Genomic DNA, 16,256 nt, shown 5'->3' with positions numbered 1-16,256 from the left:
CTGCCGGTTGCGATGGATCAGAACTTGTAGCGCGCGCCCAGCATGAACTGCCGGCCGGTTTCGGTGTACTGCAGCGGCAGGCGGCCGGTATCAGGCGAATACACCCACTCATCGCTGGCCTCGTTGGTGAGGTTCATGCCTTCCAGGCTCAGCTCCAGCTTGTCGCTGATCGCGTAGCGAATGGAGGCATCGATGAACGTGGTGCCGGTCATGCCATGGGTGCCGTCCACGTTGAAACCTGCTTCGGTGCCCGGCACCTGGGTCAGGTAATCATCGCGGTTGGTGGCCGACACGCGGCCGGAGAACACCTTGCCTTCGTAGAACAGCGTGGCGTTCCAGCTCGACTTGGACAAACCGGTCAGGTCGGCCTTCATCACCGGCTGGCCGCTGGAGTTGATGTACTGGATCTGCGATTCCACCCAGGTGTAGTTCAACTGCACGCCCAGGTTGGACCAGTTGCCCGGCAGGAAGGTGAAGGGCTGGGTGTAGTTCACTTCCACGCCGTGCAGCTCGCCACCGGGGGTATTGACCGGCTTGGTATAAGTGAAGTCATCGGCCGGCGAGGCACCGGTGCCGATCAGCAGCTCGGCCGGCAGGCCGCTGGCGCTGTACGGCGCCACTTCGCGGGTAGTCTGCACGAAGCTTTCGATGTCCTTGTAGAACAGGCCGATACCGGCCATGGCGCCTTCAGCGAAGTACCACTCGAAGCCCAGGTCCACGTTGGTGGCGCGGATCGGATCCAGGTCCGGGTTGCCGCTGGCGATGGTGCGTGCACCACCGGCCACGGCCACCGTGGCGCCCGGGGTCAGGTTGCCCAGGCCCGGGCGGCTCATCACCTTGGCCGCACCCAGGCGGATCAGGAAGTCCGGCGCGATCTCGGCAACCACGTTGAACGAGGGCAGGGTGTCGTCGTAGGTGCGGTCCACGGTGGTGGAGACGGTGCCGGTGGCCAGCGTGGAAAGACCGGTGGAGCTCTGCTTGGTCTTTACGTAGCGCACGCCGAAGTTACCCGAGAACGGAATGTTGCCCAGATCGGTGGAGAACTCGCCCATCAGGTAACCACCGCGATCTTCTTCGTCCACGCTGCGCACGTTGTTGGCACGCGGGGCGACGGCGTAGATACCGGAGTTGCTGTAGATGTCGAACTGGTTGGCGAACGCGTTCAGGTCCGGCACCACCCACTGGTCCGGGCTGCCGGTGATGCCCTTCAGGCCGGCCTGATCGGTCATGTCCACCGGCACGATCTTGGTGCCGTCGGCAAAGTTCGGCACGGCCAGCTCGCTGGCGCGGCGCAGTTCCACGGTGCTGAAGGTGTAGTTCTTGGCCAGGATGCCGCCCTTCAGGCGGAAGCCGGGGCTGATGTTCCAGTTGAAGTCGACCTGGCCGGTGTCGAAATCATTGTCCACATACTGCGGGCGCAGGCGGATTTCAGCCAGTTCCCAGCCGTTCGGATCGGTCGGGTCGATGCCGTAGTTCAGCGTCGGGAAGCGGCTGTTGCCGCGGTAGTCGTAGCTGTAACCGTCGACATCGTACTTGTCCATGATGATCGTGGTCTGGATCGGGTTCTCGTGCTTGGAGCGCGAGATGCCGACCTTGCCGGACAAGGTGAAGTCATCGCCGAAACGGTGCTGGCCGTTCAAGGCGATCTGCTTGAACTCCGTGCTCCACTCGTCGTGGCGGTTTTCGCTGCGGATGTCGACGTTGTCGAATTCACCATAGACCAGCGCGTTGTTCTCGATCACCCCATTGTTGACGATGGTGTTCGGCTTGCCGACCAGGCGCGGGGTGCTGCTGGTGCCGCGGCTGAAGGAAATGGCCTCGATGTAGTGCTCGTCGCGCTCGGCGTCGATCTTGGAGTACAGCGCATCCAGCGAGATTTCAGTGGCGTCGGTGGGCTTCCACTGCAGGGTGCCGGTCACGCCCAGGCGCTTCTGCTCGTGTTCCATCTGCACGTAGCGCGGGAAGCGCGGGTGGTACACATCGGCCGAGCGTGCTTCAGCGAACGGCGAGGCCGCGCTGAAGTTGCCGTTGCTCGGGCCGTTTGCCCAGCGGCCGGTGTTGGAACCTTCTTCCAGCGCCTGGCGCTCGGAGTAGGCCACCGACACCAACGCACCGAAGGTGCCATCGGCCCAGGTGTTGGAGATCAACGCCGCCACGCGCGGGTCGGCCTTCTGGGCCATGGCGTTGTAGCTGGCCTGGCCGCTGGCCGCGAAAGTGAAGCCGTCGTAGTCGAACGGGCGCGCGGTGCGCAGGTCGACCGTGGCGCCCAGCGAACCTTCTTCCACGTCGGCCGAGGCGGTCTTGCGCACGATCAGCTGCGAGAACAGGTCCGAAGCGAACACGTTGAAGTCGAAGCCGCGGCCGCGGTTGGTACCGCCGCTCTGGTCGCCGGCGCCCACCGTGGTCAACGCTTCCATGCCGTTGATGCGCACGCGGGTGAAATCCGGGCCCAGGCCGCGCACCGAGATGTTGCGGCCTTCGCCGGCTTCACGGGTGATGACCACGCCGGGCACGCGCTGCAGCGACTCGGCCAGGTTCAGGTCGGGGAACTTGCCGATATCCTCGGCAACGATGGCGTCGACCACCCCCGATTCGCTGCGCTTGATGTCCAGCGCCTTCTCGACGCTGGCGCGGTAGCCGGTAACGGTGACGGTATCCAGGTCAGTGGCCGCGGCCGGGGCCGGATCCTGCGCCAGGGTGGTACCGCTCAGCGCCAGGCCGATGGACAGGGCGAGCAAGGTAACCGGTGTCTTTTTATGGATGTTTCGATATTGCATGTTTTCCCTCTCCCAAGGTGCTACATGAAACAGCTATCCGGCGACATGTCAGTGCAATGACACCGCTGGTCAGGGCGGACGTTAACAGTCCGTTGGGGATCGGGCATCTTGCACCGCAACAGACTTTCAATGTCCCGTAGACGCTTGCGGGACATAGGTTCCGACAAACCGGGCGGGTGGACGGACGGCCCCGCACCGCTAGAATGACACCGCTAGCCATTACTGTCCGGGCCTTGACCCGCAGGTCATGCCCACCACGAAAGGATCCATCGCCATGAGTCGTGTTGTCTGTTTCGGGGAGTTGTTGCTGCGCATGAGCGCACCGGGCCGGGAGCTGCTGCTGCAGACGCCGCAGCTGGCCGTGCACGCCGGTGGCGCAGAGGCCAACGTGGGGGTTTCGCTGGCCCACTTCGGGCACACGGTGCACATGGTCAGCACGCTGCCGGCCAACCCGCTGGGCCAGTTCGTGGCCGGCGAGCTGCGAAAGCATGGCGTGGATGCCTCCCATGTGCAGACCCGCCCCGGGCGCATGGGACTGTACTTCCTCACCACCGGGGCGGTGCAGCGCGCCAGCGAAGTGGTTTACGACCGCGTGGATTCGGCGTTCGCGCTGGGCACCGCGGCCGACTACGACTGGGACGCGCTGCTGGCCGGCGCGGACTGGCTGCACCTGTCCGGGGTGAGTCCCGCGCTGAACCCGGCCATGGCCGACGCCACCGTGGTGGCAGCGCGCGCGGCGTGCGAGCGCGGGGTAAAGGTGTCGTTCGATGGCAACTTCCGCCCCTCGTTGTGGGCGCGCTGGGAAGGCGATGCGCCGCGCATCCTGCGCGAGCTGTTCGCCTGCGCCACGGTCGCCTTCGCCGACTACCGCGATATCGGCGTGGTGCTGGGCGGGCAGTTCGAGCAGGCCGCCTTGGCAGAGCGCGTGGATGCGGCCGCCGTGCAGGCGTTCGCCGCCTTCCCGCGCCTGCAGTGGATGGCGTGCACGCAGCGCACTCCCCTCAGCGTGGACCATCACGCGCTGGGCGCGATGCTGCTGGGCCGCGACGGTACCCGCGCCGTGGCGCCCACGCGCGAGATGATCGGCATCGTCGACCGCATCGGCGGTGGTGATGCGTTCGCCGCCGGCATCCTGCATGGCATGATGCGAGGCTTCGAACCGGAGGCGATCGTGCGTTTCGGCCTGGCTGCGGCCAGCCTGAAGCACTCCATCCCCGGTGATTTCAACCCCGTCAGTGAAGCTGACGTGCTGGCCCTGACGGGCGAGGAGCGATTCGATGTCCGGCGCTGATCCGCGCGTACGCGCAGTCCTGAAACTGGCCCCGGTGATTCCGGTGTACACCCCTGAAAGCGTGGACGAAGCGGTGCATGTCGCCCAGGCACTGTTCAACGGCGGGCTGCCGGTGATCGAGGTGACCCTGCGTACGTCCATTGCGATGGACGCCATCCAGGCGATGGTCGAAGCCGTGCCGGATGCGGTGGTGGGCGCCGGTACCGTGCTGACCGCCGCGCAGATGGCGCGGGTGAAGGCCGTGGGCGGCCGCTTTGCGGTGGCGCCCGGCGCGACCGGGCGGCTGTATGCCGCTGCGCGCGATACCGATCTGCCGTTCCTGCCGGGTGTGGCCACCTCGTCCGAGCTGATGCTGGGGCTGGAGCACGGGCTGGATACGTTCAAGTTCTTCCCGGCCGTGCAGGCTGGTGGCACCGCGATGCTGTCGGCGTGGAACGGGCCGTTTGGGGATGTGCGGTTCTGCCCCACCGGTGGGATCAGCGCGCAGACCGCGCGTGATTTCCTGCACCTGCCCAATGTGTTGTGCGTGGGTGGTTCGTGGCTGACGACGCGGGCGTTGCTGCAGGCGCGGGATTGGGCGGGGATCGAAGAATTGGCGCGCGCTTCCGCTGCGCTGGTCGGTTGAGGTCCGGTCACGACCAACGGTCGTGACCTACCCCGGGTGTGTCAGCGCATACCGGGAGTCCGGGGCCATAATGGGTACCCTCCTGTTTCCGGTGAGCACCCATGTCCGCGTTGTCCACCGCCAAGACCGTCGTACTCTCCGTGCTCTGCGTCGTGGTGGCGCTGTTCGTGCTGGGCATGGTGAGCGGTGCCGGCGGGTGGATCGCGCCGTGGTTGGGGCTGGGTGAAGGCGAGGTGCGGTTGGCTTGGGATCTGGGCTGGACGATCCTGGGCGGGGTTGCCGCTACGGCGTTCGCTGCACGTTATGCGCCGATGTGGCCATACGTGCATGGCGGGGTGGTGTGGGTGTTGATTGCCGCCGCTTCAGTATTTGCCGCGTGGGATCTGGGTAGCGATTACCCGTTCTGGTTTGTGGTGACGTTGTTGGTGTCGCTGCCGGTGCAGGCGATTGGAATCTGGTGGGGGGCACGGTATCGGCCCCGGTGAATCCGCGTGCAGCCACGCAGGGCGTGGCTCTACGCCGGTGCCCGATCCATCTTGTAGAGCCACGCCCTGCGTGGCTGCGCGCGGCAATCGGTCGCCCGGTCACAAGGTCGGCAACACCTGCTTGACCTGATCGATGCCCTCCCAAGGGTCTTTCTTCAGCTTCTGCGCACGCTGCAATGCCTTCGGCAACGGGAACGCATCAGCCGCGGTGACACGCCCCAGCTCTTCCCATCGCAACGGCACCGCGACACCGGCCGACGGGCGGGCGCGCAGCGACCACGAACACACGCTTGTGGCGCCACGCGCATTGCGCAGCCAATCAATGAAGATCACTCCGTTGCGCCTGGCCTTGCTCATCGTGGCCACGTAGCGGTCCGGCGCGTGCTCTGCCATCGCCTGCGCGAACGATTCGCAGAAATCCTTCGCCTGCGCCCAATCCGCCTTCGGCTTCAATGGCACCACCACGTGCAGGCCCTTGCCGCCGGACAGACGCACGAAGCTTTCCAGCCCAATCTGCTGCAGGCGGTCGCGCACATCCCGCGCTGCGGCCTTGATCGCCGCCCAGCTCACGCCTTCGCCCGGGTCCAGGTCGAACACCAGCCGGTCGGGGTGTTCGGGGTCGTCCACGGTGGCGCCCCACGGGTGCAGCTCCAGGGTGTTCATCTGCACCAGCTGCAGCAGGCCCTGCGCATCTTCGATGTAGAGGTAATCCTCGCGCCCGCTCTTCTGCTGCAGCGGAATGGCCTCCACCGCATCACCCAGCCCGGTGCCGTGGTGCTTCTGGAAGAAGCACGGCTTGTCCACGCCATCGGGGCAGCGCAGCAGTGACAGCGGGCGCCGGGCGACTTCGGGCAGGATCCAGCGCGCCATCTGCCGGTAGTAGTCTGCCACGTCGCCCTTGGTGAGCTTGGCCTTGGCGAAGACGACGCGCTCGGGGTGGGAGATGTTCACGCCGTCAGCGGTCCCGGCGGGCGTGGTGCTGGTGCGTGACTTGGCGGCTTTTGCCGGCGCGGTGTCGGCCGCCTTTGCCCTGCTGCGCGCCTTGGCAGAGGGTTGCGCGCCGGCAGCGCCCAGGTCCTTGGCAGTTTTGTCTTCGCGCAGTCGCTTGAAGCTGGCCTGGCGCAGCAGTCCTTCCTTGGCCCAGCCGCGGAACGCCACTTCGGCCACCAGCGTGGCTTTCACCCAGTGCACGCTGCTGGCCTTGAACGGGACATGCGAAGGCAGTTCAACGGCGGCCTTGTCGGTGTCCAGCGCCGTGAGCTGGCGGTGCATCGCGGCCAGCCTGGCGTCGTCGAAGCCGGTGCCCACGCGGCCCACGTAGCGCAGGCCGCCGTTATCGGGGGTGGCCATCAGCAGCGAACCGAAGCCGCTGCGCGATCCCTTCGGGTCGGTGTAGCCCACCACCAGGAACTCATCGGTGTTCTCGTGCTTCACCTTCACCCAGCTGGGCGAGCGCGTGTTGATGTACGGCGCGTCCACCCGCTTGCTGATGATGCCTTCAAAGCCGGCCTGCCCGCTGGTGTCGAAGACCGCCGGGCCGTGGTCGAGCACGTGGTCGCTGTAGGCCAGCGTGCCGGGCGTATCGCCCAGCAGTTCCTTCAACAGCGCCTTGCGGGCCAGCAACGGCGAGCGGCTGATATCCACACCGGCCACGCCGGGCATGTCGAACACCACGTAGCGCAGCGGCTGCCTGGCGGTGCCATCGATGACCTTCTGCAGGGCGGTGAAATCGCTGTGGCCCTGCGCATCCAGCACCACCAGTTCACCGTCAAGGCGCAGGTCAGTCACCGGCAGCGCTTCGATCGCCTGCACCACTTCGGGGAAATCCCCGGTCCAGTTCAGACCGTTCCGGGAGCGCAGTGCCACGACGCCGTCGCTTACGTCGGCCAGCAGGCGGTAACCGTCCCACTTGATCTCGTGCAGCCAGGCATCGCCGTTCGGCGCGCTGTCGCGGTGGTCGGTGAGCTGTGGCTTGAAGGCGTGCGGGTAGGGGTTATTGCGTGCGTGCTCCAGTGCCAGCGCGCGCTTGCTCCAGCGCGCGTCGGCGTTGCGGCGTGCTGCGGGTTTGGTCGCCTCGCGCTTCGAAGGAACTACGTCCTCCAGCAGTGCATCAGCGTCCGTATCCCGCGCCTCTTCGTCATCGCGCTTGATCAGCAGCCACTGGTGCTGCTTGCCCTTCATGTTGGTGCGCACCAGCTTCCAACCGCCCTTGAGCCTGCTCCCATGCAGCACGAAGTCGAGCTTGCCGGCGGCAATCGCCTCCAGCGGCTCGCCTTCGCAGGACCAGGTGCCGTGGTCGTATACGTCTACATGCCCGGCACCGTAGTGGCCTTCGGGAATATCGCCTTCAAAGGTGGCGTATGACAGCGGGTGATCTTCCACCTCCACCGCCAACCGCTTCTCGCCTACCCGCAACGACGGCCCTTTCGGCACCGCCCAGCTCTTCAGCACGCCGTCGGCCTCCAGGCGGAAATCGTAGTGGCGCGAACGGGCGTGGTGCAGCTGCACCACGAAGATCGGGCGGCGCGCGGCGGCACCATGGCGCTCGTCGTCGGGCTCGGGGGTTTCACCGAAGCGGCGCTTGCGCCGGTATTCCTGCAACGACATGGCCGCTTACCCTGCCTTGCGCGTGGGCGCGCGCTTGGCGGCCTTCTTCGTCGCCTTGGTGGCTTTGGTCGCCTTGGTCGCCGCCTTGGTGGTCTTGGCCGCCTTCTTCGCGGGCGCAGCCTTCTTCACCACCTTCGACACCGCGCTCTTCCTGGCCGGCGTGCGCTTCTTGGCATCCAGGCTCTTCTGCAGCAGCGACATGAAGTCCACCACGTTGGTGGTGGCGTCATGCGGCACGGCCGGTTCGTCTTCCACCCGGGTGGTGCCGCCCTTGGACTTGATGCGCCTGGTCAGCAGCGTCTGCAGGCGTTCGCGGAATTCGTCGTGATACTCATCCGGCTTCCACTCGCCCGACATCGATTCGATCAGCTGTTCGGCCATCGCCGTTTCCTTGCTGCTGATCCGGTATTCGGACAGCGAACCGCTGGGCAGCTTGTAGTCTTCCGGGTCCACCAGCTCCTGCGGGTAGCGCAGGATCATCAACACCAGTGCATCATCATGCGGCATCACCGCGCACAGGTATTGGCGGGTGCGCACCACCACGCGTGCGATGCCCACCTTGCCTGTGCGGCGCAGGGTTTCGCGCAGCAGCACGTAGCCCTTCTCGGCTTTCTTGCCAGGCACCAGCAGGTAGGGCTTCTCGTAGTAGCGCGGGTCGATCTGGCCAGCATCGACAAAGGTTTCCACTTCAACGGTTTCGTGGCTTTCCGGCGCAGCGGATTTGATATCGCTCTCTTCCAGCACGACATAGCTGCCCTTGTCGTACTCGTAGGCTTTGACGATGTCTTTCCACGGCACTTCTTCGCCGGTATCGGCGTTGACCCGCTCGAAGCGGATCGGCTTGCGGTCGCGGGCATCGAGCATGCGGAAATGCAGGTCCACCTTGCGTTCGCCCGACATCAGCGACACCGGCACGTTCAGCAACCCGAATGACAGGGTTCCGGTCCAGATCGGTCGGGCCATGGCGGCGCCACTCCAGTGCAAAGCGGGACGCCAGCTGTACCGCGCAGGACGTGAAACGCCCGTGTCCGGACCGTAAAGACCGGTTGCAGGCGCCGCTTACTGTAGTAGGCCGTGCACCGCTGCGGCGGGCATGTGGTCCAGCGCCATCCAGGCGTCTTCGACAATCGCCCGCGCCTGGTGCCAGCCCAGCCGCGATTGGCCACGCATCTGCTCCCAGTGCTCGGCCAGCTCGCCGTCGGTGTCGTCGTCGCTGCCACGCGGCCAATCGGCGTAGTGGGTGGTCAGCGCAAAGGCGTAGGCCGGGTACAGATCCTTCCAGCTGCGCCGACCCTGACTGCGGCGGCGTTCGTAGTCGTTGCGCATGTACTGCAGGTAGTCCTGGGCCACAGCCTCGGGCTCTTCGGCGCGCGGACGGCGGCCACGCCGCGCGTTCCGGTCCGGCTGCAGATAGGCGTTGAACAGCACGGGTGCGGTACGGCGGTCCAGGCGGGGCATGGCACGTCTCCGGCGGGGTGGGGTTGGCAGGAATAGCCCCGGTACCGTTATCCAGCTGTGACAGATCCGTTGAGACGTTGGCATTCCGCTTCACGTCGGCCTCCCCTTGGGGGTGCGTACATTCCAGCCATCCCTCCACGGAGACCACCACCATGCAACGCGATCCCCTGCGCGAAGCCACCGCCCCGGTGCCGGGCGAGCAGCGCGCCAAGCACGACCTGCAGAACGAAGAAGACCGGGGCGCCGGCATGTCGCCCTCCGAAGCACCCGAGCACATGCGCACCGGCATCGACCCGGTGCATGCCTCCCGCGACCGCAAGGACCCGGCCGCCGCACCGCACCCGGGCGGGGAGGAGCCTGAGGACGAGGACCAGCGCCGCGAGCGCAAGGCGCATGAGAGCGACAACCAGGATGAGGCGCTGGAGGAGACGTTCCCGGCGAGCGACCCGACATCGCCGTTCGTGCCCGCGAAGATTCCCAAATGAATGCGCGCGGGCTATTGCCACGCCCACTGCACGCCCACGCCATACCGCCGGTCCGGCCCGGGTTCAAAGAACCGCTGGTTGCCGTCATTGACGATCACCGAGCCGATGTAACGCTGGTCCAACACGTTGTCCACCCGCGCAAACACCCGCAACGTGCCCTGCGCGGTGGTCCACTTGCGGGCCGCTTCCAGGTTGAACAGGGCATACCCCGGCGCCTGGTCGGTGGCCAGGTCGTTCACCACCGTATCGCTGGAGGCCACCACTTCCCCGGCCCACTGCCATGCCCCGGGCTGGTACTGCAGCCGCCCGAACCACTGCTGCTCCGGCACGCCCGGCAGGCGTGAGCCCGCCGCCACCACCGTGTTCGGGGTCGTGCAGCCGGTGCCGGCGCAGACCAGATAGGGCTCGCGCACCGTCGCTTCCACGTAGGTGTAGGCCAGGCTGGCCTCCAGCTGCGCGGTGATTGGCACCTGCAGGCTCGCCTCCACGCCCTGGCGGCGGGTCCTGCCGATGTTGCGGTAGGTGCTGCGCCCGTTGGTGTTGCTGGCCACAGCCAGCTCGTCATCGGTATTGGCGCGGAACACCGCCGCATCGAAGGCCGCGCCACCGGCACCGCGCCACTTGCCGCCCAGCTCCAGGTTCTGGCTGCGCGCGGCGGACAGATTCAGCGCCAACCCGGCCGCCCCATCCGCGCGGTAGCCCAGCTCGTTGAAGGTGGGCGTTTCAAACCCGCGCCCGGCCGAGGCATACACCCGCCAGGCATCGCTGGCGTGGAACACCACCCCGGCCACCGGGGTGGTGGCCGAATAATCGCGCGACCCGCTGTCATCCGGATTGCGCGCGGTGATGTAGTGGTCGTTGGAGCGGAACCGCACCTCGCTGTGGCGCACCCCCAGCAGCAGCGACCAGCGCGGCGCCCACTGCCAGAACGCCTGCGCGAACTGGTCCACGTTGCGCACGCGGTCGCTCTGGTCGCGCCGCAGCGCGCCGCGCACACCCAGCGTATCGCCGACGAAATTCTCGTAACCGCGCCGATCCTGCTGCTGCTGGTCGGCATTGGCGCCGATCACCACTTCCAACGGCCGCCCGGCCCAGTCGCCCTGCCAGGCCCAGCGCAGGTCCAGCCCGCCGTAGCCACCCTCCAGGTCGATCACCCCGCCCGCATGCAGCGGGTTGGCCTGCGGTCCCTGCGGAATGGCCAGGAATTGTTCCACGCTGCGCTGCCCGGCATAGCCCATCGCCCGCCAGGTCTGGCTGCCCTGGGTGCGGGTGAACACCAGCCCCGCCTGGGCCTGGCGCACCGATTTGCGGGTGTTGTACTGGGTGGCCACCTCCGTGGCCTGGCGCGGGTCCTGCCGCACCTGCGCGCGGGTGAGGCCCAGCGGGTCCTGCGCGTCGGGCGAATCGAAGTAGTTCAGCACCAGGTCCAGCTGGCCATTTGCGACATCGGTGCCCAGCCGCGCATTCACCGATTCACGGCGCGCCGCGCTGTGCTCGCGCCAGCCATCGGTGCGGAAGTGGTTGGCCGCCACGTTGTAGCGCACCGGGCCCTGCTCGCCGCGCAGCTGCGCACCGGCACTGAGCGTGCCCTCGCTGCCGCCGGCCACGCGCAGCCGCCAGGGATCGCCGGCCTGGCCATCGGCGCTCCACACCTGCACCACGCCGCCGGAGGAGTTGCCGTACAGCGCCGAGAACGGCCCGCGCAGCACCTCCACGCGCTGGGCCGAGAGCAGGCTGGCGTGGGAGAGCTGGCCCTGCCCATCGGGCATGGTGGCCGGCACCCCGTCCACCAGCACCCGCACCCCGCGCACCCCGAAGGTGGAACGCGCGCCGAAGCCCCGGATGGAGAGCTGGGTGTCCTGCGCCAGGTTCTGGCGGTCGCGGGCGACCACGCCGGGCACCCCGCTCAATGCGTCAGCGATCTGGGCCAGGTTTCCATTGGCATCGTCATCCAGCCAGACGGTGCTGAGCGAAGCAGGCAGATCCACATCGGCCACCTGCTGGCCACGCGCGGCCTGCACCTGAACCGTGGGCAGCCGCTCGATCGGGGCAGGGGAAACGGGGGCGGCCTGGGCCTGTGCCAGGTTCGGCAGGGCAGCGGCCGAAAGCAGCGCACAGCAGCGGGCCAGCGGGGTAAGGCGGAACATGTGCAGAGGGGTTTCTCCGGGAAAGGGGCACCGCACCACAGGGTACGGTGCCGGTCGTGACGGCAGGCGCCGCGCCCACGCTGCGGCTTTGTTACGATGCATTAGTTTCGCGCCAACCTCCCCCATCCGTCATCCGAATGAGTACCGCCGTGTCCTTCTTTGCAAATGTGGAACTGGTCCCGGGCGACCCGATCCTGGGCCTGACCGAGGCATACAACGCCGACAGCCGCCCCACCAAGGTCAACCTGGGCGTGGGCATCTATTACGACGAAAGCGGCCGCATTCCGCTGCTTCGCGCCGTCAAGCAGATCGAACAGCAGCTGGCCGCCGAGGCCAAACCGCGCGGCTACCTGCCGATCGACGGTCTGCCTGCCTACACCCAGGCCACCCGCGAACTGGTCTTCGGCAAAGATTCGCCGCTGCTGGCCGCCGGCCGCGTGGCCACCTCGCAGACCATCGGTGGCAGCGGCGCCCTGCGCGTTGGCGCGGACCTGCTGCACCGCCTGCTGCCGCACGCCACCATCGCCATCAGCAACCCCAGCTGGGAAAACCACCGCGCGGTGTTCGGCGCGGCCGGCTTTGAAGTGGTGGAGTACAGCTACTTCGACGCGGCCACGCATGGCGTGGATTTCGCCGGCATGCTGGCCGATCTGAGCAAACTGCAGCCAGGCACCGTGGTGCTGCTGCACGCCTGCTGCCACAACCCCACCGGCGCCGACCTCACCGTGGCCCAGTGGAAGCAGGTGGCCGAGCTGCTGAAGGAACGCCAGCTGTTCCCGTTCATCGACATGGCCTACCAGGGCTTCGACAAGGGCATCGATGAAGATGGCGCCGCCGTGCGCATCATCGCCGAAGCCGGCATCGACAGCTTCGTGGTCGCCAACTCGTACTCCAAGTCGTTCTCGCTGTATGGCGAGCGCGTGGGCGCGCTGTCAGTGGTGGCTCCGGATGCGAACGCGGCCAAGGCCGTGCAGTCGCAGGTCAAGCGCATCATCCGCACCATCTACTCCAGCCCCTCCACCCACGGCGCGGCCCTGGTGGCCGGCGTGCTGACCAGCCCCGAGCTGCGCCAGCTGTGGGAGCAGGAACTGACCGAAATGCGCGAGCGCATCCACGCCCTGCGCCACGGCCTGGTGGACAAGCTGGTGGCTGCCGGTGCACCGGAGTTCGCCTTCATCAACGACCAGGCCGGCATGTTCTCGTACTCGGGCCTGAGCCGCCCGCAGGTAGACCGCCTGCGCGACGAGTACGGCATCTACGCCGTCGGCACCGGCCGCATCTGCGTGGCCGCGCTGAACCAGGGCAACCTGGAATACGTGGCCAAGGCCGTGTCGACCGTCGCCAAGGGCTGAGCAACAACAGCGATGAAACAAGGAACGGCCGCCAAGTGCGGCCGTTCTTCATTGTGGTGCGCGACCCCGGTAGCGCCGGCCGTTGGCCGGCCCTCCCGATGCCAGACCACACGCACCACCCACGCATCATGAAACCGCTTACCTCGTAATGCCCAACCGAACGGGCCACAATACGGCCCCCGAAATGTCTTTGGCAGCCATTCCATGTCCCGTACGTCGCTTACCCGGTACCTGATTGAAGAGCAGCATGCCGGCCGCATCAACGCCGACCTGCGCCAGCTCATCGCCGTTGTCGCCCGCGCCTGCACCAGCATCTCCATCGCGGTGAGCAAGGGCGCACTGGGCGGTGTGCTCGGCGACGCCGGCACCGGCAACGTACAGGGCGAAGCGCAGAAGAAGCTCGACGTGATCAGCAACGAGATCCTGCTCGAAGCCAACGCCTGGGGCGGGCACCTCGCCGCCTGCGCCTCCGAAGAAATGGACCACTGCCAGCCCGTGCCGGACACCTACCCGCGCGGCGATTTCCTGCTGCTGTTCGATCCCCTCGATGGCAGCTCCAACATCGACGTGAACGTCTCGGTCGGCACCATCTTCTCCGTACTGCGCTGCCCGCCGGGCACGCAGCAGCCCAACGATGAAAGCTTCCTGCAACCGGGCACCAGCCAGGTAGCCGCCGGCTACTGCATCTACGGGCCCAGCACGCAGATGGTGCTCACCACCGGCCACGGCACCCACTCGTTCACCCTGGACCGGGAGAAGGGCGAATTCGTCCTCACCCAGGCCAACATGCAGATCCCGGCCGACACCCAGGAATTTGCCATCAACATGTCCAACCAGCGCCACTGGGAAGCCCCCATGCAGGGCTACGTGCAGGACCTGCTGGCCGGCAAGGAAGGCGGGCGCGGCAAGAATTTCAACATGCGCTGGATTGCCAGCATGGTGGCCGACGTGCACCGCATCCTCACCCGCGGCGGCATCTTCATCTACCCGTGGGACAAGAAGGACCCCAGCAAGGCCGGCAAGCTGCGCCTGATGTACGAAGCCAACCCCATGGGCCTGCTGGTGGAACAGGCCGGCGGCGCCGCCACCACCGGCCGCGAGCGCATCCTGGACATCCAGCCCGACCACCTGCACCAGCGCGTGCCGGTGTTCCTCGGCTCCCGCAACGAAGTGGCCGAAGCCACCCGCTACCACCGCGAGCACGACGCCCAAGGCTGACGGTTACGGCCCCCCGTTGCACGTGGCAACGGGGTGACACCTGCACCAACACCGGTCACCATCGGGCTTAAATGCCCACGGATGATCCCATGCAGGCCGAAACCCCGCTCGACTTCATCGAAGTAATCCACAACGCCATCCCGGTTGAGACCTGTGCCGCAATTGAGGCGCAAATGCGCTCCAGCGCCCAGCTCCAACCCGGCGAAGTAGGCAGCGGCGTGTTCCCGGAACTCAAGCACAGCAAGGATCTGCGCATAAGTGGGCGGCCCGAGTGGCGCCAGGTCGAAATCCAGCTGCAACAGGCAGTATTCAGCGGCGTTTTGACTTATCTACGCCGTTATCCACAGGCGCTGATCTCCCCGCTCATGTTGCAGGTGGAAGACAACGATGGCAGCGCACGCCGCCTGAAGGCCGAAGATTTCCCCGGCATGGACGACAACGCCCTGTCCGAACTGGCCCGTACGTGCCTGCGTCCAGGGGCGATCAACCTGCAGTGGTATGCGGCAGGCGAGGGCGGTTACCCCTATTGGCACTGCGAGCTGTACCCCCGTGACCCGGCCGGGGAAACCCTGCACCGGCATCTGTTGTGGACGCTGTACCTCAACGATGAGTTCGAGGCTGGGGAGACCGAGTTTCTGTTCCAGGACCGGAAGGTGGTTCCTCGCACCGGGAGCCTGCTGATTGCGCCTACGGCATTCACCCATACCCACCGGGGTAACCGTCCCCAGGGTGGGGACAAGTTCATTGCGACAAGCTGGATCCTGTTCCAGAGTGCGGAGAAGCTGTACGGGGGTGGGTGAGGTCTGTGGGGTGATATCCCACGCGCGCTGTAGAAAAGTCGCGTGAATTTAGGAGACTTATGAAGGAAGGCGCCTCCGCCCCATTGGATGCTTGTCCGCACTGTCAACAGCGACATGCGGAATCCTAATGAGCGCAGATGTTGTAAGCGGGCTTATGCTCTTCAAGCGGCCTCTCGGCTATGCCCTTCTCGCAGCAATGCTGCAGTGTGTCGCGTGCTCGGCCGTAGGGGGGAAAGCCGAAAGAGAAGTTCAGCACGAAAAACTTCAAGTCAAGGACGCCGCCCGTCGAGATCCCGTGGCGAACCTGTCCGTTGGCAATTCGACTGGTGGGGCTACCCTGCGGCCATCGCCCGCTTCGAATCCGGGACCGCCCGAGGTGGCAAACACGATCTACCTTCCCGCCGAGTCTGCATTCGTAGCGCAGCATGGAATCTCGGCCAGCCTGACCGATCAGGTAATTGAATCGCGAGATGAATTCGCGAGGGTGCTGAAGGAGATGAGCAACGACGAGATGAGGAGCATGGAGGCGCAGGACCTCGCCAAGCTCTACCGACGCATGCTTGAGCGCGCTGTGGGAACAGAGAGTGCAGTAGAGGATCTTTCATGCGGCCTCAGTGTCTGCATGGGATCTGTACGAGCGGGATCTCTCGCGGATCACGACGCTTGGCTCGCCCGTCTTGGGGAGGACCCGGCTGCACTCAGATATGTGTTCATCGAGGCGATCGAGCATACGGGCGATCAGTTCCAGAGCCGGTTTGTGTTCTCAACCGATCCTGCACTGAAGGCGATTGTGTTGAACTGACTTGGGCCACCACTCGCAGGACGGGGACGCGGCCAGATCACCATCAGGCCACTCTGGAACGATGGTCCGTTCAGCCCCCAGGCCGCAGCGCTGAATAAGCCCACGGTGCGGTACGCGGAAGTGGAAGACCGTTAAGGCGCGCGATAGCCGCCAGGCACTTGGGTAAAAGCGCCGTTCGTCGGACACACTGCGGGGCCTTGCGCGGTGTC

General features: G+C 66.2%; 13 protein-coding genes. 8 read left to right on the top strand and 5 right to left on the bottom strand.

Translation table 11 applies throughout. The annotated features are described in order from the left end of the window. Nucleotides 1-17: 17 nt before the first annotated feature. Complete coding sequence (locus WIX41_RS09315; RefSeq protein ID WP_409187354.1) at nucleotides 18-2,777, bottom strand: TonB-dependent receptor; 2,760 nt, start codon at nucleotides 2,775-2,777, stop codon at nucleotides 18-20. Nucleotides 2,778-3,051: 274 nt separating this feature from the next. Between WIX41_RS09315 and WIX41_RS09310 the strand changes: the two genes are divergently transcribed. From WIX41_RS09310 to WIX41_RS09300, 3 genes are all read left to right on the top strand, one after another. Next, entirely contained in the window at nucleotides 3,052-4,068 is a 1,017-nt protein-coding gene (locus WIX41_RS09310; RefSeq protein ID WP_339446864.1) for a sugar kinase, read from the top strand. Then, nucleotides 4,055-4,693, top strand: coding sequence for a bifunctional 4-hydroxy-2-oxoglutarate aldolase/2-dehydro-3-deoxy-phosphogluconate aldolase (gene eda, locus WIX41_RS09305; protein WP_339446862.1), 639 nt, complete (start codon nucleotides 4,055-4,057; stop codon nucleotides 4,691-4,693). Before WIX41_RS09310 ends, eda begins: the two co-directional genes overlap by 14 nt. A 101-nt stretch (nucleotides 4,694-4,794) precedes the next feature. Beyond that, the gene (locus WIX41_RS09300; RefSeq protein ID WP_339446860.1) at nucleotides 4,795-5,178 is read left to right on the top strand and encodes a hypothetical protein; all 384 of its coding nucleotides are present in this window, start codon (nucleotides 4,795-4,797) and stop codon (nucleotides 5,176-5,178) included. 99 nt (nucleotides 5,179-5,277) lie between these two features. Here the strand turns inward: WIX41_RS09300 and ligD are convergent, their stop codons facing one another. The 3 genes from ligD to WIX41_RS09285 all read right to left on the bottom strand — a co-directional run bounded on the left by ligD (nucleotide 5,278) and on the right by WIX41_RS09285 (nucleotide 9,243). Continuing rightward, on the bottom strand, nucleotides 5,278-7,785 hold the full coding sequence (gene ligD, locus WIX41_RS09295; RefSeq protein WP_339446858.1) for a DNA ligase D: 2,508 nt from the start codon (nucleotides 7,783-7,785) through the stop codon (nucleotides 5,278-5,280). 6 nt (nucleotides 7,786-7,791) lie between these two features. Then, complete coding sequence (locus WIX41_RS09290) at nucleotides 7,792-8,748, bottom strand: Ku protein (protein ID WP_339446856.1); 957 nt, start codon at nucleotides 8,746-8,748, stop codon at nucleotides 7,792-7,794. A gap of 96 nt (nucleotides 8,749-8,844) precedes the next feature. Beyond that, nucleotides 8,845-9,243 carry a hypothetical protein gene (locus tag WIX41_RS09285; protein WP_339446854.1) on the bottom strand — a complete coding sequence of 133 codons (399 nt, stop codon included), beginning with the start codon at nucleotides 9,241-9,243 and terminating at the stop codon, nucleotides 8,845-8,847. A 152-nt stretch (nucleotides 9,244-9,395) separates the two neighbouring features. Between WIX41_RS09285 and WIX41_RS09280 the strand changes: the two genes are divergently transcribed. Continuing rightward, on the top strand, nucleotides 9,396-9,728 hold the full coding sequence (locus tag WIX41_RS09280) for a hypothetical protein (protein WP_339446852.1): 333 nt from the start codon (nucleotides 9,396-9,398) through the stop codon (nucleotides 9,726-9,728). Nucleotides 9,729-9,739: 11 nt separating this feature from the next. Here WIX41_RS09280 and WIX41_RS09275 read toward each other — a convergent pair whose 3' ends face one another. Beyond that, nucleotides 9,740-11,875, bottom strand: a complete 2,136-nt coding sequence (locus tag WIX41_RS09275) for a TonB-dependent receptor family protein (RefSeq protein ID WP_339446850.1) — start codon at nucleotides 11,873-11,875, stop codon at nucleotides 9,740-9,742. A 149-nt stretch (nucleotides 11,876-12,024) separates the two neighbouring features. Here WIX41_RS09275 and WIX41_RS09270 point away from each other — a divergent pair, with 149 nt between their 5' ends. From WIX41_RS09270 to WIX41_RS09255, 4 genes are all read left to right on the top strand, one after another. Then, nucleotides 12,025-13,227 carry an amino acid aminotransferase gene (locus WIX41_RS09270; RefSeq protein ID WP_339446848.1) on the top strand — a complete coding sequence of 401 codons (1,203 nt, stop codon included), beginning with the start codon at nucleotides 12,025-12,027 and terminating at the stop codon, nucleotides 13,225-13,227. A 204-nt stretch (nucleotides 13,228-13,431) separates the two neighbouring features. Further along, nucleotides 13,432-14,445, top strand: a complete 1,014-nt coding sequence (locus WIX41_RS09265) for a class 1 fructose-bisphosphatase (protein ID WP_339446846.1) — start codon at nucleotides 13,432-13,434, stop codon at nucleotides 14,443-14,445. A gap of 89 nt (nucleotides 14,446-14,534) precedes the next feature. After that, nucleotides 14,535-15,245 (top strand): 2OG-Fe(II) oxygenase, encoded by a 711-nt coding sequence (locus tag WIX41_RS09260; RefSeq protein WP_339446844.1) that lies wholly within the window; start codon nucleotides 14,535-14,537, stop codon nucleotides 15,243-15,245. Nucleotides 15,246-15,372: 127 nt separating this feature from the next. Next, nucleotides 15,373-16,047 carry a hypothetical protein gene (locus tag WIX41_RS09255; protein WP_339446842.1) on the top strand — a complete coding sequence of 225 codons (675 nt, stop codon included), beginning with the start codon at nucleotides 15,373-15,375 and terminating at the stop codon, nucleotides 16,045-16,047. Nucleotides 16,048-16,256: the final 209 nt, after the last annotated feature.

The sequence above is a fragment of the Stenotrophomonas sp. AB1(2024) genome, from assembly GCF_037482345.1.
GTDB lineage: Bacteria > Pseudomonadota > Gammaproteobacteria > Xanthomonadales > Xanthomonadaceae > Stenotrophomonas.
The sequence above is the reverse complement of the archived record's forward strand: the minus strand, read 5'-3'. Positions and strand labels throughout refer to the sequence as shown.